At 64.7% G+C, this 16,583-nt stretch carries 17 protein-coding genes; 8 read left to right on the plus strand and 9 right to left on the minus strand.

Going from position 1 to position 16,583, the window contains the following annotated elements:
- The first annotated feature begins 293 nt into the window (after positions 1-293).
- The gene (locus AB5Y95_RS16710) at positions 294-1,055 is read left to right on the plus strand and encodes a CphA family subclass B2 metallo-beta-lactamase (RefSeq protein ID WP_268010196.1); all 762 of its coding nucleotides are present in this window, start codon (positions 294-296) and stop codon (positions 1,053-1,055) included.
- Between the two features lie 163 nt (positions 1,056-1,218).
- Positions 1,219-2,511 carry a lipopolysaccharide biosynthesis protein gene (locus AB5Y95_RS16715; protein ID WP_268010197.1) on the plus strand — a complete coding sequence of 431 codons (1,293 nt, stop codon included), beginning with the start codon at positions 1,219-1,221 and terminating at the stop codon, positions 2,509-2,511.
- Positions 2,512-2,590: 79 nt separating this feature from the next.
- Here the strand turns inward: AB5Y95_RS16715 and AB5Y95_RS16720 are convergent, their stop codons facing one another.
- The 5 genes from AB5Y95_RS16720 to AB5Y95_RS16740 all read right to left on the minus strand — a co-directional run bounded on the left by AB5Y95_RS16720 (position 2,591) and on the right by AB5Y95_RS16740 (position 6,437).
- On the minus strand, positions 2,591-3,022 hold the full coding sequence (locus AB5Y95_RS16720) for a carboxymuconolactone decarboxylase family protein (protein ID WP_017786134.1): 432 nt from the start codon (positions 3,020-3,022) through the stop codon (positions 2,591-2,593).
- Positions 3,019-3,660, minus strand: a complete 642-nt coding sequence (locus AB5Y95_RS16725; RefSeq protein ID WP_017786135.1) for an FMN-dependent NADH-azoreductase — start codon at positions 3,658-3,660, stop codon at positions 3,019-3,021. Before AB5Y95_RS16725 ends, AB5Y95_RS16720 begins: the two co-directional genes overlap by 4 nt.
- Complete coding sequence (locus AB5Y95_RS16730; protein ID WP_017786136.1) at positions 3,657-4,091, minus strand: GNAT family N-acetyltransferase; 435 nt, start codon at positions 4,089-4,091, stop codon at positions 3,657-3,659. The genes AB5Y95_RS16725 and AB5Y95_RS16730 overlap by 4 nt, the downstream gene beginning before the upstream one ends.
- Before the next feature lie 126 nt (positions 4,092-4,217).
- Positions 4,218-5,465 (minus strand): DEAD/DEAH box helicase, encoded by a 1,248-nt coding sequence (locus AB5Y95_RS16735; RefSeq protein ID WP_368161614.1) that lies wholly within the window; start codon positions 5,463-5,465, stop codon positions 4,218-4,220.
- Between the two features lie 102 nt (positions 5,466-5,567).
- Positions 5,568-6,437 (minus strand): LysR family transcriptional regulator, encoded by an 870-nt coding sequence (locus AB5Y95_RS16740; RefSeq protein ID WP_368161615.1) that lies wholly within the window; start codon positions 6,435-6,437, stop codon positions 5,568-5,570.
- 219 nt (positions 6,438-6,656) lie between these two features.
- On the opposite strand from AB5Y95_RS16740, the gene AB5Y95_RS16745 reads away from it, so the two are divergent.
- The gene (locus AB5Y95_RS16745; protein WP_368161616.1) at positions 6,657-7,889 is read left to right on the plus strand and encodes an MFS transporter; all 1,233 of its coding nucleotides are present in this window, start codon (positions 6,657-6,659) and stop codon (positions 7,887-7,889) included.
- Between the two features lie 6 nt (positions 7,890-7,895).
- On the opposite strand, the gene AB5Y95_RS16750 is transcribed toward AB5Y95_RS16745, so the two are convergent.
- Positions 7,896-8,045, minus strand: coding sequence for a hypothetical protein (locus AB5Y95_RS16750; protein ID WP_368161628.1), 150 nt, complete (start codon positions 8,043-8,045; stop codon positions 7,896-7,898).
- A gap of 58 nt (positions 8,046-8,103) precedes the next feature.
- Entirely contained in the window at positions 8,104-8,559 is a 456-nt protein-coding gene (locus tag AB5Y95_RS16755) for a hypothetical protein (protein ID WP_010635074.1), read from the minus strand.
- A gap of 170 nt (positions 8,560-8,729) precedes the next feature.
- On the opposite strand from AB5Y95_RS16755, the gene AB5Y95_RS16760 reads away from it, so the two are divergent.
- Together AB5Y95_RS16760 and AB5Y95_RS16765 are read left to right on the plus strand one after the other, a co-directional pair.
- On the plus strand, positions 8,730-9,638 hold the full coding sequence (locus AB5Y95_RS16760; protein WP_368161617.1) for an S-adenosyl-l-methionine hydroxide adenosyltransferase family protein: 909 nt from the start codon (positions 8,730-8,732) through the stop codon (positions 9,636-9,638).
- Between the two features lie 193 nt (positions 9,639-9,831).
- Positions 9,832-12,882 (plus strand): cytochrome c peroxidase, encoded by a 3,051-nt coding sequence (locus tag AB5Y95_RS16765; protein ID WP_368161618.1) that lies wholly within the window; start codon positions 9,832-9,834, stop codon positions 12,880-12,882.
- Between the two features lie 70 nt (positions 12,883-12,952).
- On the opposite strand, the gene AB5Y95_RS16770 is transcribed toward AB5Y95_RS16765, so the two are convergent.
- Both AB5Y95_RS16770 and AB5Y95_RS16775 read right to left on the minus strand, forming a co-directional pair.
- On the minus strand, positions 12,953-13,246 hold the full coding sequence (locus AB5Y95_RS16770; protein ID WP_368161619.1) for a hypothetical protein: 294 nt from the start codon (positions 13,244-13,246) through the stop codon (positions 12,953-12,955).
- A gap of 145 nt (positions 13,247-13,391) precedes the next feature.
- Entirely contained in the window at positions 13,392-13,952 is a 561-nt protein-coding gene (locus tag AB5Y95_RS16775; RefSeq protein ID WP_005309014.1) for a carbonic anhydrase, read from the minus strand.
- Positions 13,953-14,182: 230 nt separating this feature from the next.
- Here AB5Y95_RS16775 and AB5Y95_RS16780 point away from each other — a divergent pair, with 230 nt between their 5' ends.
- From AB5Y95_RS16780 to AB5Y95_RS16790, 3 genes are all read left to right on the plus strand, one after another.
- The gene (locus AB5Y95_RS16780) at positions 14,183-14,830 is read left to right on the plus strand and encodes a ribonuclease (RefSeq protein ID WP_368161620.1); all 648 of its coding nucleotides are present in this window, start codon (positions 14,183-14,185) and stop codon (positions 14,828-14,830) included.
- A gap of 68 nt (positions 14,831-14,898) precedes the next feature.
- Positions 14,899-15,183, plus strand: coding sequence for a Pathogenicity locus (locus AB5Y95_RS16785; protein WP_017764063.1), 285 nt, complete (start codon positions 14,899-14,901; stop codon positions 15,181-15,183).
- Positions 15,180-16,238 carry an NAD(P)H-dependent flavin oxidoreductase gene (locus AB5Y95_RS16790; protein ID WP_368161621.1) on the plus strand — a complete coding sequence of 353 codons (1,059 nt, stop codon included), beginning with the start codon at positions 15,180-15,182 and terminating at the stop codon, positions 16,236-16,238. The genes AB5Y95_RS16785 and AB5Y95_RS16790 overlap by 4 nt, the downstream gene beginning before the upstream one ends.
- Positions 16,239-16,583: the final 345 nt, after the last annotated feature.

Genomic DNA, 16,583 nt, shown 5'->3' on the forward strand with positions numbered 1-16,583 from the left:
TTGGCACGGGCCATCCCCTCTCCCTCGGGAGAGGGTTAGGGTGAGGGGGCGCTATCTGTGTTGTCGGTTCGTTTTGCGCCTTTATAGCTCTTCACCCTCCATTCCCCGCACCGTCAATCGCGTGGCTCGCTGCCGGTTCCCCCCTGTTTTTTCTGAATTCCACCTGACTTCACCTTCTCTTCACACAAGCCCATTTTCCCTTCACAAATCCCCCGTATTTTCTGCCCACTGATAAATGGGCCCGGCTTGTCACAGGGGTGGCGAGGGGGCGGTTGGTTCGAGGGTGCAAGATGATGAAAGGTTGGATAAAGTGCGGGCTGGCCGGGGCCCTGGTGCTGATGGCGAGCTTCTGGGGGGGCAGCGTGCGGGCGGCGGGGATATCGCTGACGCAGGTGAGCGGCCCTGTCTATGTGGTAGAGGATAACTACTACGTCAAAGAGAACTCCATGGTCTATTTCGGGGCCAAGGGCGTGACTGTGGTGGGGGCGACCTGGACGCCGGATACCGCCCGCGAGCTGCACAAGCTGATCAAACGGGTCAGCCGCAAGCCGGTGCTGGAGGTGATCAACACCAACTACCACACCGACCGGGCGGGCGGTAACGCCTACTGGAAGTCCATCGGTGCCAAGGTGGTATCGACCCGTCAGACCCGGGATCTGATGAAGAGCGACTGGGCCGAGATTGTCGCCTTTACCCGCAAGGGGTTGCCGGAGTACCCGGACTTGCCGCTGGTGCTGCCCAACGTGGTGCACGAGGGCGACTTCACGCTGCAAGAGGGCAAGCTGCGCGCCTTCTACGCGGGCCCGGCCCACACGCCGGACGGCATCTTTGTCTACTTCCCCGACGAGCAGGTGCTCTATGGCAACTGCATCCTCAAGGAGAAGCTGGGCAACCTGAGCTTTGCCGATGTGAAGGCCTATCCGCAGACCCTTGAGCGACTGAAAGCGATGAAGCTGCCGATCAAGACGGTGGTGGGTGGTCACGACTCGCCGCTGCACGGCCCCGAGCTGATTGATCACTATGAAGAGCTGATCAAGGCCGCGCCCCAGTCATAAGCTGGCGCGGCGGCAGCCGGATGACGCGCAGGACGCACTAAAGAAGGTGCCCGGCCGGGCGTTTCTGGCAGGGGGACGCCCTTGCCCCCTGTTTCGGGCTGTTCAAGGGCGGCCCCCTTTCATAAGATGGGCCTCTCTTCACGCAGTTAGCGGGCCTTTCGTGATGCACGCAATTCAAGACGAACAACCCGATTCACTTGGCCGCCTCAAGCAGGCTTTCATCACCGGCATGTGGGCGTCCCTTGCCAGCATCATCATCGGCTTCGCCTTCAAGGTGTGGCTGGCGCAGTGGGTGGCCAAGGGGGATCTGGCGCTGTTCAACAGCGTGGTGGATCTGATCTCCCTCTCCTTGATCCTGATGACCGGCTTTCGCTCCTCCATGGTGGTGAGCTACTCCCAGACCAAAAACGATCGGGACATCATCAATATCTTCCGCTACTTTCTTATCGGCATGGTGCTGCTCACCTGGGGGCTGGTGATCCCCTACATCAAGCACGGGCTCCATATCCGGGCCGAATATCTGCAATTGGTGGGGGTCATCTTCGGGCTCGGGCTCAAGGTCTACTTCACCAATCTGGTGGCCATGTACCGGATGTACGGGATCTCCAACCGGGTCACCTGGCTGGAGCCGCTGGCCAATGGCCTGCTGTTTATGGCCTGCTATTTCGGGCTCGGGATGGAAGCGCTCCCTTCGCTCTTCTACGGGCTGACCTTCTCCTCGCTCGCCATCGCCGGCTACATGTATCTGCACCGGCGTAGGGCCATCGCCACCCGGCCGCTGGCCAAAGTTGAGCTTGGCCCCGAGATGCGCAGCTATGTGAAGAAGAGCTTTACCGCATCCCTCGAGGCGGGGGCCAGCATCCTGATGATTTACATCACGGTACTGCTCACCATCCGCCACTTCAGCCTCGACGAGCTGGGGGATTTTCAGGTGGTGGTGCGCCCCATCTTCACCTATATGACGTTGCTGTTCGTCTTCCCCATCTACCGCTTCGTGCTGCCTGAGCTGGCGGTCAATCTGCGCAGCGGCGATCACCGTCAGATCCGGCTGATCCGGCGCTGGATCTTCCGCCTCAGCGCCATCGTCAGCCTGGTCTTCTTCCTGGTGATGCTGCTGGCGGGCAAGCCGCTGGTGTCGCTGCTGTTCCCGGCCGACTATCTGGGGGCCGTGCCGGTGCTGCTGCACTTCTCCCTCTTCTTCATCTTCATGATGCTCAATGGCTACCAGCTTGCCTACATCAAGGCCCACGGCCACTTTACCCAGAGCTTGCTGATCCGCGCGGTGGGCATAGTGGCGCTGGTGGCGGCCTACTACCTGGTGGCCCGCTTCACCACCAACGTGGTGGCCATTATCGTGGCGCTGGGCCTCGGTTATCTGGTGATGTTCGTGCTCTCCACCCTGGCCGAGCAGCGCATCCTGCGGGCCCTGCCACCTGTGCTGGCCAGCCATGGGTAGCCGCCGGCCAGCCAATAAAAAACGCCCGCTTGGGCGTTTTTTATTGGGTCGCGAATACAGGCTAAGCGCCGTCTGCGGGTTACAGCAGCATGCCAACGGCCAGCCGGTTGAAGGCATTCATCAGGGCGGCCGCCAGGGTCAGGTCCGAGATCTCGCGATCGGAAAAGTGAGACTTGAGCGGTGCGTAGCGCTCGTCCGGTGCGCCTGTTTGATGGACATAAGTGAGCGTCTCGGCCCAGGCCAGGGCGGCGCGCTCGCGTTCGCTGAACAGGTCGCTGACCCGCCATCCCGCCAGACAATCGAGTTTTTGCTGCGACACCTCGCACTCGCGCAGCACCTTGGCGTGCTTGCCTAGGCAGAAGGCGCAGCCGTTGATCTGCGAGATGCGCAGATAGACCAGCTCCAGCAAGGGGGCGCCGAGGGGGCCTGCGGCCAGGGCGTCGCTGGTGGCGCGCAGCCCTTGATAGGCCTCGGCTGACAGGGTGGAAAAGGGAAGTCTTGGCTGAGTCATGGCAGTACTCCAAGGTGGTGTGGATCGGCAAGCCGGCTAAACAGGGGCTGCTGCGCCAGCAGCGCGCGGTTGGTGTCGATGGTCTGGCGCACTGCCTCGTCACCGAACACCAGTCCCTGCAGATAGAAGAAATGGATGTTGAACAGCCCCAGGGTGTTGAGCGCGTGGCGCAGGTAGGGGGTCAGGAAATCGGGTTGCCCGGCTCGCGGGCCCTGATGAAAGCCGCCCGATCCCACCAGGACGTAGACGGGGCGGTCGGCCAGCAGCCCCAGCTTGCCCTCGGCACTCGACTGGAAGGTGCGATGGATGCGCAGCACATAGTCAATCCACAGCTTGAGGGCGGCTGGCAGGGTGAAGTTGTGCAGCGGGGTGGCGATGAGCAGGGCATCGCTCTGCTCCAGCTCCCGGATCAGCGTCTCGGAGAGGGCCAGCTCGGGGGCGTCAAAGGGGGTGGCCGTGGTCAGCGCCTGCACATAGGCCTGGCTCAGGGCCGGCAGGAGGTCAGTGCCAACAGGGCGTTCGACCAGTGCGAGGGCCGGGTGCGCTTGCCGCAGACAGGCCACCAGATCCAGCGCCAACCGGTTGGCGTGAGAGGCAGCTCCCTGGGCGCTGGCATTGATCAGCAGTACCTGGTTCATGGGCGCAGATCCTCGCAAAAGTGCATCCCGCGGGAGAGCAACCCGCAGCGAAAGTAGAAGCGCTGGGCCAGCGCATTGTGCAGGCCGGTATCGAGTACCAGGTGATCGCACCCCAGCCGCAGGGCTTCGGCGCGCACGGCGTCCAGGAGCTGCGCCCCCAGGCCGCTGCGCTGCAGGTCGGGAGTGACGACGAGGTCGTCGATATAGACAAAGCGTCCGTAGATGAGGTTTTCCTGCAGGCGATAGCCAGCCAGGCCGACGATGCGTTCGGCGTCCCGTGCACTCAGCAGGCGATAGCCTTGTTGTGCCTGCCTGGTGAGCTGCGCCACATAGCGCTCCGGGCTGCCGAGGTGGGGACGCAGCTGCTGCATCAGGGCGAAGCTGGCGGCAAAGGCCGCTTCGTCGTCGAGGGGGTGGAGAGTGTGTGCCACATCCGGTGTCCATGCTGGGGTGATGAGGCACTGTATGCCCGTCATGGACCCGCTCACAGGGCCAAAAACGGTGTAAATGAGTAGGCCATGTGGCCGTGCGGAGGGAGCCTGGGCTCCCTCATCGGATCAGCGGCGGGCCTTGCTCTTGTTGCCAGCGAGCGCCTGTTTTCGGGCGCGCTGCTTCTGGGCCGCCTTGCTGCTGCGGCGCGGCTCGGGGTCGAAGCGGGTGAGATCCGGCTCAAAGCCCGGGAACCACTGCTGGGGCAAACGGATGTCGAGCACCGCCTCCACCTTCTCCAGCAGCGGCGCATCTTCCGGGCTGAACAGGGTGATGGCGAGTCCCTTGTTGCCGGCGCGGCCGGTGCGGCCGATGCGGTGCACGTAATCCTCCGCCACAAACGGGAATTCCATATTGATCACGTAGTTGAGATCCGTGATGTCGAGGCCGCGGGCCGCCACGTCGGTGGCTACCAGTGCCTGCAGGGTGCCGGCGCGAAACTCCAGCAGCACCTTCTCCCGCGCCCCTTGTGACAGGTCACCGTGGAAGGCCAGCGCGTTGATGCCCGCCTTGCCGAGCTGCTGGGCCAGCTTGTCTGCCCCCTGGCGGGTGCGGCTGAAGATCAGCGCCGGCGCCCAGCCCTTCATGTTGAGCATGTGTTCGACCAGCGCCAGCTTGCGATTGCCATCCACGGTATAGACCCGCTGCTCCACCTCGGCCGCCGTGGTGTTGCGTGGGGCCACTTCAATCAGCGCCGGGTCACGCAACAACACCTTGCTCAAGGCAAATAGGTTATCGTCGCAGGTGGCCGAAAAGAGCAGGGTCTGGCGATCCGCCGGGATTTGCTTCAGCAGCGCCTTGATCTCGTCCATAAAGCCCATGTCGAGCATCCGGTCTGCCTCGTCAAACACCAGATGACGCAGCGCCGCCAGACTCAGCGCCCCCTGGCGCAGATGGTCGAGCAGCCGGCCCGGGGTGGCGATCAGGATATCCACGCCGTTTTTCAATGCCTCCACCTGTGCGGCTATGCTCACCCCGCCGTAGACCAGCGTGCTGGTGAGGTTGGTACCCTTGGCGTAGCGCGTGACGCTCTCATGTACCTGCACCGTCAGCTCGCGGGTCGGCACCAGCACCAGGGCGCGGATGGGGCGGGGGGCATCGCTCGTCGGGTGTTGCAGCAACTGCTCCAGCAGCGGCAGCACGAAGGCGGCGGTCTTGCCGGTGCCGGTCTGGGCACCCGCCATCAGATCGCGCCCCGCCAGGATGACCGGGATGGCGCCGGCCTGCACCGGGGTCGGCACGGCGTAGCCAAGCTCGGTCAGGGTCTGCTGCAGGCGGGGGGAGAGCGCCAGGTCGGCGAAGGAGGCAATGGACATAAGGGTACCCGTCGGGATGGGCGCGGCCACGCCGCGCTGGAAACAGTCTTGATGGCCGGCATGGTAACAGATGCGGGGCCGCGGGCAGAAGGCGCCGCCGGCTCAGCGGCAGTGAAACACCTCTTCCAGTGCGTCCACCACGGCGCGCACCCGGCTGGCTTTTTGTAAGTCGGGGTGGAGCACCAGCCAGATGTCGACCGGATCGCACAGGGTGGGAAGCACGCGCACCAGTTCCGACTCCTTGTCCGCCAGAAAGGTGGAGAGCAGGGCGATGCCGAGCCCCTGACGAGCGGCCGCCAGCAACAGCAGCTGGGCATTGCACTGCAGCACCACGTTGGGTTCGTGCAGCGGCTCCCCGCACAGACTGTGCCAGTGGCGGGAGACCAGCTCCCTGGCAAACAGCAGCAGGGCATGCTGGCTGAGAGCGTGGCCGCTCTTGGGCGTGCCGTGGCGGGCCAGATAGTCGCGAGAGGCGTAGAGCCCCATCTCTATGGTGGTGAGGCGTTTGATCACCAGCTCGTCGTTGTCCGGGCGCAGCCCGCGGATGGCGAGATCGGCCTCCCGGTAGGCGATGTCGCTGACGCTGACCGCGGTCTGCAGGCTGAGCCGGATGCCGGGGTGGCGCTCGCGCAGCAAGGTGAGGGCGGGCAGCACGAAGGCCTGGGCCAGGGTGTCGGTGGTGGCGATGCGCACCTCGCCGCACAGGCTTTGGTCACCGGCGCTTGCCTTGCGTTCGATGGCCTTGATGGCCTGCTCCATGGCGCTGGCATCCGCCAGCATGGCCTCGCCGAGGGGACTGAGATCATAGAGCTTGGGGGTGCGGATAAAGAGCTTGGAGCCGAGGTTCTGCTCCAGCGCCGTGATGCGGCGCCCCACGGTGGCCTGATCGACCCCCAGTACGCCGGCGGCACCGCGCAGGGTGCCCTGCCGTGCCAGTGCCAGAAAAAACCGCGCGTCGTCCCAGTTGATCATCGAGCCTCCCGTTTGTCAGCCCCTGTTGGAGCTTGCTCATTAGAAGCCAGCGTCGGCGGGAGCACAAGGCAAGAGTGCCCTTGTCGACATGCAGATAGATGCCACCGACATGCATTATTGAAGCAGGCTGATGCATTTGTGTCGCTGTCGAGGGGCAACGGCGGGCGCTATCATGGCGCCTCTCGTCAGCGGCCTTGCCCGCCCTCATCGGAGCCTTGCATGTCATCATCTCTTTGCGCCGCCGCCCCCGCTGCGGCGGCTACTTCCCATCGCGCCATCCTGCTGTTTCTGCCGCTGGCGCTGATGTCGGCGCTGCTCAACAGCAGCGTGCCCACTCCCCTCTATCCCCACTATCAGCAGGCGCTGGCCCTGAGCGATGTGAGCCTCACCCTCATCTATGGCGGCTATGCGGGCGGGGTGCTGATCTCCCTGTTCGGGGTGGGCAATCTGGCGGGCAGGGTGAGCGATTTGCGCGCCATGATCCTGCCGGCCCTGCTGGCGGTACTGGGGGGCGCCCTGCTGTTCTCTCTGGCGGACTCTTTCTGGTCGCTGTTGCTGGCGCGGGTGCTGGCCGGGATAGGCACCGGCGCCCTGACCGGCGCCGCCAACGTGGCCCTGCTGCGCTTCGGCCCACGCGATGGCGGCAAGCGGGCCGCCCTCAGCGCGACCCTCTCCTTCACCGCCGGGTTGGCGCTCGGTCCGGTGTTCAGCGGGTTGGCGTTGCAGCTGGAGTGCTATCCGACCCAACTGCCCTTCCTGCTCATCATGGGGTTGGCGGCCAGCGCCATGGCGGGGGTGGCGTTGAGCTGGCCCGCCCGCGCGCAAGGGGCGCCGACTGCGGCAACGCAGCAGGGCAGGGGATCGTTGGGGGAGGGGCTCAAGGCCACCGGGGCGGCCTTCTTCATCTGTGCACTGGCGCTGTTTACCGCCTGGGCGGTGGCGGCCAGCCTGCTGGCCATCGGCCCCAAGGTGGCGAGCCAGCTGCTGGGGCTGCGGGATCTTGGCCTGTTCGGCTATCTCATCGCGGCCTACATGGTGCTCTCCGGCCTTTGCCAGCTCTGGGCCCGTCGGCTCGATGCCCGTCACACCCTGCAAAGCGGCGCCCTGGCGCTGGCGATCTGCATGCTGCTGTTTGCTGGCGCCGTGCATGCCCAGTCGTGGTGGCTGGCGGTGCTCGGCTTGCTGGTGGCCGGTTACGCCCAGGGGGCGGTGTTCGTCGGCAGTGCGACCCTGGTCAACCGCATCGCGCCAGCTGCCAGCCACGCCCGGTTGGTGTCGCTCTTCTACGTGATCGCCTATGTGGCGAACTGGGTGCCTGTGCTGCTGGGCTGGGTTAGCGATGGAGCCGGCGTGCAGGCGGCGGTGGATCTGCTCACCGTCGGCAGCGTGCTGATCAGCCTGGGGTTGGCCTGGGCGGCCTGGCGCACCCGCTTCGAGCCGGCTGCCGGCTAGCGTGACTCAGTCGGCCAGTACTACTCGCTCGGCTGACAGATGGTGCATCCATTCGCGCAGGATCAGCAGAGCGGCGGCAAAGCGCCGGGTCTTGGGCAGGCTGGTGTGACTCAGTCGGCCATCACCACCCGCTCGGCCGACAAATGGTGCATCCATTCGCGCAGGATCAAGAGGGCAGCGGCAAAGCGCCGGGTCTTGGGCAGGTTCGTGTGACTCAGTCGGCCAGTACTACTCGCTCGGCTGACAGATGGTGCATCCATTCGCGCAGGATCAGCAGGGCAGCAGCAAAGCGCCGGGTCTTGGGCAGGTTGGCAGCGGCCAGCGGGTCACCTTCCACCATGGCGGCAAACTGGCCGAACAGCTGCTCCAGGCTCTCCCGGCTCAGTTCACGACTGCCGAGCACCTCGGCCAGCGGCAACGGCGCCTGCAGGGTCACCACCTCATGGGGTGGTACCTCGGCGGCCAGCGGCATCAGCACGTCCTCCACCACCATGATGGCCTGCTCCAACTCCAGCGCGCTCGGCGGATCTCGGCGAAACGGGCCCGGCGTCATGGCTTCGAGGCCGAAGCCCAAGTCGCGGGTGAAGCGGGTGCCGTCGGCCCGGGTCAGCTGCAGCTGGCTGCTGTGCTCCCCCAGGCTGAGCAGGATGGCGGTCTGGTTGTGGGTCATGGGATCTCCTTGTAGCGGTCGCGACTCAGCCCTATCCATACACCCGCCGCGACCTGCTGGCGAGGGCTTTCGGCGCCCCCCATCCGGGGAATACGGCTTGCAATATGTGGTATCGATGGCATTCTGGATGTCTAGATGGTTATTTTGTCGTTACCTTCAGGAGTTCAGATATGGATATTCGTACCGCCCCGCGCGCGCTTGCGCTCGCCCTGTTGCTGGCCAGCGGCCTTGCCACCGCCAACGAGGCGCTGGTGATCCAGACCGACTTTGGTCTCAAGGATGGTGCCGTCTCGGCCATGAAGGGGGTCGCCTTCGGGGTGGACCGCACCCTGCCGCTCTATGACCTGACCCACGAGATCCCGGCCTACAACATCTGGGAAGCCTCCTACCGTCTCTATCAGACCCTGCAGTACTGGCCCAAGGGGACAGTGTTCGTCAGCGTGGTGGATCCGGGGGTCGGTACCGATCGCAAGTCGGTGGTGCTCAAGACCAAGAGCGGGCACTACATCGTCAGCCCGGACAACGGCACCCTGACCCTGGTGGCGGAGCACTTCGGCATCGATACCGTGCGCCAGATCGACGAGAAGACCAACCGGCTCAGGGGCTCCGAGAAGTCCTACACCTTCCACGGCCGCGACGTCTACGCCTACACCGGCGCCCGCCTCGCCTCCGGAGCCATCAGCTATGAGCAGGTAGGGCCCAGGCTGCCGGCCGAGGTGGTGAAGATCCCCTATCAGCCGGCAGTGGCCGAGCAGGATGGCACCCTCAAGGGCACCATTCCGATCCTGGACGTGCAGTACGGCAACGTGTGGACCAACATCGACGACAGCCTGTTGACCAAGGCGGGGATCAACAAGGGTGACAACGCCTGCATCAAGATCAGCGAAGGGGATGCGCTGAAGTACGAGGGCAAGGCCCCCTATGTCAGCAGCTTTGGCGATGTGCCGGAAGGCCAGCCGCTGGTCTACCTCAACAGCCTGCTGCAGGTGTCAGTGGCGCTGAACATGGACAGCTTCGCCGCCCAGCATCAGGTGCAATCCGGTGCCAACTGGCATATCAGCCTGAAGAAGTGCTCCTGATCGCGAGCCGAGGTCACCGGCTGACCGGTACACGGAGATAAAGAGGGCAGGCATCGACGGATGCCTGCCCTCTTGTCATGGCGTCCGAGGCAGGATGGTTGTTGTCAAAACACATATTTGCAAGGTGATATTGATAATGATTGTCATTTGACTGGATAATCGCCGACTCCTCAGACCACTCACCCTTTGCACGATGAAAACCAGCCTCTTACTGGTCAGCCTGCTGATCCTTACCGCCTGCAATGACAACCATAGCCAGGCGCCCGTTCCCTCTGTGCCGGTGGTGACACCGCCCGTGGTAGAGCCGCCGGTAGAACCTCCGGTGGTGACGCCACCCACAGAGCCGCCGGTTGAGCCGGTACCGACCCATACCCGCAGCGAGTTGACCGTGCGGCTCGATGTGACGACCCGCCTGGGGCTGGGGGCCGCCCTGCTGCTGCGCCAGGCCGCTACCGGCATCGCGGTGAGCGGAGAGGTGGGGGAGGAGCGCCCCTTGGTCATGACGCTGCCGGCCGGTTTGCTGCTGGATCAGCCGCTGGAGCTGGTGGGGAGCGACGGCAGCTATATTCTGCGCGCCGCGACGGCCCGAGTGGCCGATCTCGGTGCCACGGCACTGTCGGCACGGCGCGCTGACGCCCCTTCCTTGCGACTGGATGAAGAGGAGACGGCGCTGTTCCTGCTGGCCGACCGCAATGGGGACGGCACTCTCGATCAGAGCGAGTGGGGGCAACTGGCAGAGATCCGTCTGCAACAGCAAACACTCATCCAGGACTATGCAGCCCTGTTGCTGGCCCAGCGCCAGCCGGGGGCCGAGCTCAACTATCCGGACAGCTGGCAGATGCTGCTGGCCCTGCGTGCCGATCAGGGGGAACGCAGCTGGTATCGGCGCAGCAACAGCGCTCCCATCGAGGCGGCGAGGCGGCTGCTCTATCCCGCCCAACCCAGTCAGCCCGACGAGCCGGAGACAGCCGAGCTGCTGCGCCTTGATGAGCAGGGCCGGCTGACGAGCGGCACTGACTGGCGTTGCCTTCACGATGTGCGCAACCCCGCCGGGGTCAAGGGCAGCCAGTACTGGTTGCACGCCAGCGGCAGCAGTGCGTTGCCGCAGGCCAGCCGTGCCGGGCTGGGGGTGGTGCCGACCGGCTGCGGACGCAGTGACTGGCGACTGCCTGGCCTGGCCGAATTCGAACGGCTGCTGGCGGCGGACAAGCAGAGTTGGCGCTACCCCCACACCTTTGCCCTGGCTGTGCCGACCCGGATCTGGCTGCAGGACGGCGCCGGCCGCCCCGCTCTTTACCAGCCCGCCACGGGCAGCTGGCTCGAGGAGGGGGAGGGCAGCGTGATCTGGTATGCGCTGGCGCCCTATCCGGTACGCCCTTCGGTCGTCCGTGACGACAGCATGCCCGACATGGCCGCCCTGCGCGCCCAGTATGCCGGCCCTGCCGCCCAATGGCCGGCGGCCAGGGTTGATGAGGGGGTCGAGTGGCAGGAGCTGGGGCCGCTGCCGGCGGTACCCTTCCCGGCTGACAACCCTTACAGCCGGGCCAAGGTGGTGCTGGGTCAGCAACTGTTCTTCGACAAGCGGCTCTCCCGGGCGCAAGACATCAGCTGTGCCAGCTGCCACGATCCGCAAAAGGGGTGGAGCGACGGGCTGAGCGTCTCGGTGGGCCACCAGGGGCAGAAGGGGACCCGCAATGCCCCCTCCATCCTCAACAGTGCCTTCAGCAGCAGCCAGTTCTGGGATGGCCGGGTCGCCTCGCTGGAGGAACAGTCCTTGCACCCCATCCAGAACCCGGTAGAGATGGCGCTGGATCACGACGAACTGCTGGCGCGTCTGCAAGCCAGCCGCGACTATCCGGCGGCCTTTGCCGCGGCGTTCGGTGACGAGGGGATCAGCCTGGAGCGGATCGCCAAGGCGATCGCCACCTTCGAGCGCACCATCATCAGCCGCGACAGCGACTTCGAGCGCTTCGTCCAAGGCGACGGGCAGGCCCTAAGCGACAAGGCGCTGTGGGGGATGCATCTCTATCGCACCGATGGCCGCTGCATGAACTGCCACTCTGGGCCGCTGCTGAGCCAGTACCGGTTCGAGAGCGTGGGGCTGGCCTACTATGGCCGCAATCTGGAAGACCGCGGCCGTTTCCTGCACACCCGCCAAAAGGCAGACATGGGGCGCTTCAAGACCCCCAGCCTGCGGGATGTGGCATTTACCGCACCTTATATGCACAACGGGGTCTTCCCAATCCTGGCGCAGCGCATCGGCAGTTCCGTGCAGGGGGTGGTGGCCATGTACAACTTCGGGGTGACCAAGTGGAGCAGCGGGGTGGGCTTCCCGACCGGGGTTGCGCAGTACGATCCCTTCTTCCCGCAAGCCTCCGATCACCTGCATGCGCTCGGTCTCTCCAACGACGAGTTGGATGCCATCGGCGAGTTCCTGCGTAGCGTGTCTGCCGAGCCGAGGCGCACTCCGGCCACGGTCGCCGAGCTCGGATTGAGCGGGGTGGCTGACGAGGCGCCGGTGCCTGCCATCGTGATCGATCTGCAGGTGACGCCGGCAGCGCCCCGGTTGGAAGTGGGCCAGGCGCTGGCTTTGCAGGCCGAACTGCGGCTGAGCGATGGCACGCGCAATCCGGCGCAGGGCTCCTTGCAGTGGCGCAGCATGACGCCGGAGCGGGTCAGCATCTACGGCGATGGGGTGCTGCGCGCTCTGGCGGTGGGGCCTGCCCGAGTGCAGGTGAGCACGGGCGAGCGGATGCTGGAACTGGCGGTGCAGGTGGTGGATGCCCAGCCCGATTTCAGCCAGGGTTGCCGTCATCCCGAGCTGGCGGCGGGCGAGCTGATCTTCGTCTGCCCCCTGACTCGCGCGGAAGCAGACCGGCTGGCGCTGGCATACGACGGCAGCGCCAGGGATGAAGATGGGGATTACAACCCCTTTCCCCACGACTACGTGGTGATGAGCCAGGCGCGGGCTCGCGACTACTGCCAGCAACTGGTGGCGCGTGGCCACGATGATTGGCGCCTGCCGGCGGTCAGGGAGCTGACGGCGCTGTTTGCCGCCTATCATCAGGTCGGTGAGGAGATGAAGCTGCTGACGGAGCAGGGCTGGCCGCTCTACAGCCGGCTCTGGAGCAGCGATGCCCCCAACGACGACGGGGAGGCCCCTCTGCTCGATCCGGGCAGCGGCGAGCTCATCACGGATCTGCCGCAAGAGGCTCACGGCGTCGCCTGCGTGCGGGCTCGCTAGAGGAATCCGAGGCAATGATCTCGACAAGGGCGCTGCGGCGCCCTTTTCATGGCCGGTTCTGCGGTGAGCCTTACTGCCCCTTGAGCGGGGCGGCTGCGGGTTGAAGCCGGATGGGCTGGGGCGGCAGCTCGCGCACGCTTACCACCACCTCATAGCGTTTGTCGGCTTCGGCTGGCGGAATGTTCTTGAACAGCGCCTGGGCGGTGGCCTGGGGATCTTGGCCCAGCTTGCTGGCGTGATAGAGGGGAGCGGGCAACGCCGGCGGGCGCGCGTCGGGACGACCGGCTGGCGAGGCTGGCAGCTCGCAGGCCTGAACCGACAGGCTGGCAAGTAGCAGGGTAAGTGCGAGGGAGTAACGTGACATGGGGATGACTCCATCCAGGGAAGATGGCCCATCAAACGCCAGGCCGGCCGCCATCTCAATGGCTTTTACGCTCCCTTTTCACCCTCTTTACAGTCATGACAACGGGCGCCTGGGCGCCCGTTGTGGATCCTGGCAACCGCGGGACTCAGAACTCGTTGGAGAGCGCCTTGTACCCTTTGACCAGATCGATGTTGGTGTGGGCCACGTCCTCGGAGAACTCGGCGGCATCCACCGAGACCCGCGGGATATGGTCCAGATCGCTCTGCTGGTTGATGCGGGTGGTGGAGGGGACGTAGAACTCCGGCGGCAGATCGCAGCCGTCCACCACCGAGTTGTGGCGTACCACGGCGCCGTCACCTATGTGGCAGTTGAACAGCACGCTGTTGAAGCCGATGAACACCCGGTTGCCCACTTCGCACGGCCCGTGGACTATGCTGCGGTGGGCGATGGAGGTGTACTCGCCGATGGTAACCGCAGCGCCGGACTTGGAGTGGATGACGACCCCGTCCTGAATGTTGGAGTTGGCGCCGATGACGATGGGCTCCATGTCGCCGCTGGCATCCACCTCGTCGGCGCGGATCACCGCATAGGGGCCGACAAACACGTTCTCCTTGATGATCACCTTGCCACAGATGATGGCTGTCTTGTCGATATAGGCTGACTCGTCGATGACCGGCAGATGGCCGGAGGGATTCTTGCGGATCATGTTACATCCTGTTGAAGAGGAAAGCGGACGGGAAACAGGCCGGACGTGCGGGCCCGCCGGAGAGTCAGCTTACGCCTCGGTGCCGGGAGGGGAAACCCTTTACTGGTCTGACCCCGACATTGGCCGGCGCCCCGGCAGGGTGTTCCCTTTGGGCAAAATATGGGAGCATGGCCGTTCCCGAGGGCGAAACGGCCCGCTCGACACTATTTGCATAACCCTGGATACCCAAGATGAAGAAGATTGTTGTGCTGCTCGGCATGCTGCTGGCCCCCTGGTTCTCCTCTGCCGTTCAGGCCAAAGGGGAGGCCGGCGAGTTTGACTACTACGCCATGGCGCTCTCCTGGTCACCGGAGCACTGCGCCATCAAGCCGGCCGACCGGGACCAATGTTCCCGCCAGCTGGGATTCGTGCTGCACGGGCTCTGGCCCCAGTACCAGCGCGGCTACCCGAGCAGTTGTACCCGCGAGCGGCTGGATCCGGCGATGGAGCAGCAGTTTGCCGGCCTCTATCCCAGCCGCTTTCTCTATCGCCATGAGTGGGAGAAGCACGGCACCTGCTCCGGCCTGAGCCAGCACGATTTTCATCAGCTGGCCAGCGACCTGCGCCAGAAAGTGAAGATCCCGGCCGCCTATCAGTCTCCCGCCGAGCCGCTGCGCAAGAGCCGCTTCCAGCTCAAGGCGGATCTGGCCAGTGCCAACGACTGGCTGGCCCCGGACAACATCACTGTGGCCTGCGCCGACGGTGGCCGCTTCCTGCGGGAGGCCTATATCTGCATCAACAAGGAGGGGACCGATGCCGTCACCTGTTCCGACGAGATGCAAAAGCGCGAGTTGCGCTCCTGCGGTCAGCCGGACTTCCTGCTGCGCAGCGTACGTTGACCACTTGTCTTCATCAGGCCCCTCGCGGGCCTGATGTGCAATGAGGGTATGGGAAAGGAGTCTGATCAATGAAGAGCAAGCAAGGATTTTCGGGTGAGGAGCGGGCACTGCTGCTCGGCGTGAAAGGGGTGGGTCCCACCGTCATCGGGCGGCTTGAACAGCTTGGCTACCACACTCTGGCTCAATTGGCCGCGGCCGACACTAGCCATATCGTGCAACTGGTGGCCAGCATGCTGGGCTCGACCTGCTGGCAGAACAGTCCGCAGGCCCGTGCGGCCATCGATGGGGCCATCGCGCTGGCGCGCAGCCAGGTCGGCGGCGTCACTCCCGAGCGGCAAGAGACGACATCATGACGCTGTTTGCCGAACTGGGGCTGCGCTACCCCATCATTCAGGCCCCCATGGCCGGTGTGCAGGACAGCGTGCTGGCCCTGGCTGTGACCCGGGCCGGCGCTCTGGGCTCATTGCCCGCGGCCATGCTGAGCCTCGCCACCTTGCGCGAAGAGCTGACCCGGCTGGCGGCGAGCGGGGGGCCATTCAACATCAACTTCTTCTGTCACCGGCAGGAGGCGCCGGATCCCGCCGCCCAGGCCCGCTGGTTGCAGCGGCTGGCGCCCTACTATGACGAATACGGCGTGCGCGACACTGTCGGCACGGTAGCTCCCAGTCGGGCCCCCTTCAATGCCGAACATGCCGCCATGATGGCCGAGTTCAAACCGGCCGTGGTCAGTTTCCATTTCGGGCTGCCCGAGCCCGAGTTGCTGGTTAGGGTGAAAGCCAGCGGGGCCAAGATATTGGCCAGCGCCACCACGGTCGCTGAAGCCCGCTGGCTCGCCGACCATGGCGCCGATGCCATCATCGCCCAAGGGCTGGAGGCCGGCGGCCATCGCGGCCATTTCCTCGAGGACGATCTCAGCCTGCAGCAGGGCACCTTTACCCTGTTGCCACAGATAGTCGAGGCGGTGAGGCTGCCGGTCATCGCCGCCGGCGGCATTGTCGATTGTGTCGGCATTCGCGCCGCACTGGCGCTGGGGGCCAGCGCCGTACAGATGGGCACCGTCTTTCTCTGCTGTCATGAAGCCACCACCTCAGTCTTGCATCGGGCGGCGCTGCATTCGCCGGCGGGACATCACACGGCGCTGACCAACCTGTTCAGTGGTCGCCCGGCCCGCGGCATCGTCAATCGCCTGATGCGAGAGTTGGGCCCGCTGTCCGAAGCCGTGCCTGCCTTTCCTCATGCCAGTGGCGCCCTGGCCCCACTGCGCAGTGCGGCCGAACTGCGGGGGGATGCAGGGTGCTCGCCGCTCTGGGCTGGCCAGAATGTCTCCGGTTGCCGTGACTGGCCGGCTGCCGAGCTGATCTCGCTTTGGGTAAAAGAAGCAGGGTTGGCTGACGTTATGCCTATATAGCAAGCCAAAGCGAGCGCTGGCTCGGGTGGAAGGTCGGAAAAGAGAGTTAAAAGAAGACTCGGATCCCCTGTTTTACTCGCTATCTGTGGATAAGTTTGTATAAAAGCTGTGCTTGGATATGAATAACTAAAAAAAGTGCGCTTTTTTGCAATTTTATTGCAGGGGAGGGGTTGCCAGAACGAATTCACTCCCTATAATGCGCCTCCATCGACACGGCAAGCGGCAACGCAGAAAGCCAAGTCGAAAGCCAAGTCGGTAGCCTCGAAAAGCCTTTGAAAATAAGGCTTGACTCGAGAAGGCGGTTGAGTAGAATGCCACTCCCGCAGCAGCCAAAAGCTGCGTCGC

It is taken from the genome of Aeromonas sp. R5-3 (genome assembly GCF_040908225.1).
Taxonomy (GTDB): domain Bacteria; phylum Pseudomonadota; class Gammaproteobacteria; order Enterobacterales; family Aeromonadaceae; genus Aeromonas; species Aeromonas dhakensis.

Bases quoted from the DNA above. Each gene is read 5' to 3' on its own strand.
- AB5Y95_RS16710 (WP_268010196.1), top strand. From the start codon at position 294: ATGAAAGGTTGGATAAAGTGCGGGCTGGCCGGGGCCCTGGTGCTGATG.
- AB5Y95_RS16715 (WP_268010197.1), top strand. From the start codon at position 1,219: ATGCACGCAATTCAAGACGAACAACCCGATTCACTTGGCCGCCTCAAG.
- AB5Y95_RS16720 (WP_017786134.1), bottom strand. From the start codon at position 3,022: ATGACTCAGCCAAGACTTCCCTTTTCCACCCTGTCAGCCGAGGCCTAT.
- AB5Y95_RS16725 (WP_017786135.1), bottom strand. From the start codon at position 3,660: ATGAACCAGGTACTGCTGATCAATGCCAGCGCCCAGGGAGCTGCCTCT.
- AB5Y95_RS16735 (WP_368161614.1), bottom strand. From the start codon at position 5,465: ATGTCCATTGCCTCCTTCGCCGACCTGGCGCTCTCCCCCCGCCTGCAG.
- AB5Y95_RS16740 (WP_368161615.1), bottom strand. From the start codon at position 6,437: ATGATCAACTGGGACGACGCGCGGTTTTTTCTGGCACTGGCACGGCAG.
- AB5Y95_RS16745 (WP_368161616.1), top strand. From the start codon at position 6,657: ATGTCATCATCTCTTTGCGCCGCCGCCCCCGCTGCGGCGGCTACTTCC.
- AB5Y95_RS16750 (WP_368161628.1), bottom strand. From the start codon at position 8,045: ATGGATGCACCATTTGTCGGCCGAGCGGGTGGTGATGGCCGACTGAGT.
- AB5Y95_RS16755 (WP_010635074.1), bottom strand. From the start codon at position 8,559: ATGACCCACAACCAGACCGCCATCCTGCTCAGCCTGGGGGAGCACAGC.
- AB5Y95_RS16760 (WP_368161617.1), top strand. From the start codon at position 8,730: ATGGATATTCGTACCGCCCCGCGCGCGCTTGCGCTCGCCCTGTTGCTG.
- AB5Y95_RS16765 (WP_368161618.1), top strand. From the start codon at position 9,832: ATGAAAACCAGCCTCTTACTGGTCAGCCTGCTGATCCTTACCGCCTGC.
- AB5Y95_RS16770 (WP_368161619.1), bottom strand. From the start codon at position 13,246: ATGTCACGTTACTCCCTCGCACTTACCCTGCTACTTGCCAGCCTGTCG.
- AB5Y95_RS16775 (WP_005309014.1), bottom strand. From the start codon at position 13,952: ATGATCCGCAAGAATCCCTCCGGCCATCTGCCGGTCATCGACGAGTCA.
- AB5Y95_RS16780 (WP_368161620.1), top strand. From the start codon at position 14,183: ATGAAGAAGATTGTTGTGCTGCTCGGCATGCTGCTGGCCCCCTGGTTC.
- AB5Y95_RS16785 (WP_017764063.1), top strand. From the start codon at position 14,899: ATGAAGAGCAAGCAAGGATTTTCGGGTGAGGAGCGGGCACTGCTGCTC.
- AB5Y95_RS16790 (WP_368161621.1), top strand. From the start codon at position 15,180: ATGACGCTGTTTGCCGAACTGGGGCTGCGCTACCCCATCATTCAGGCC.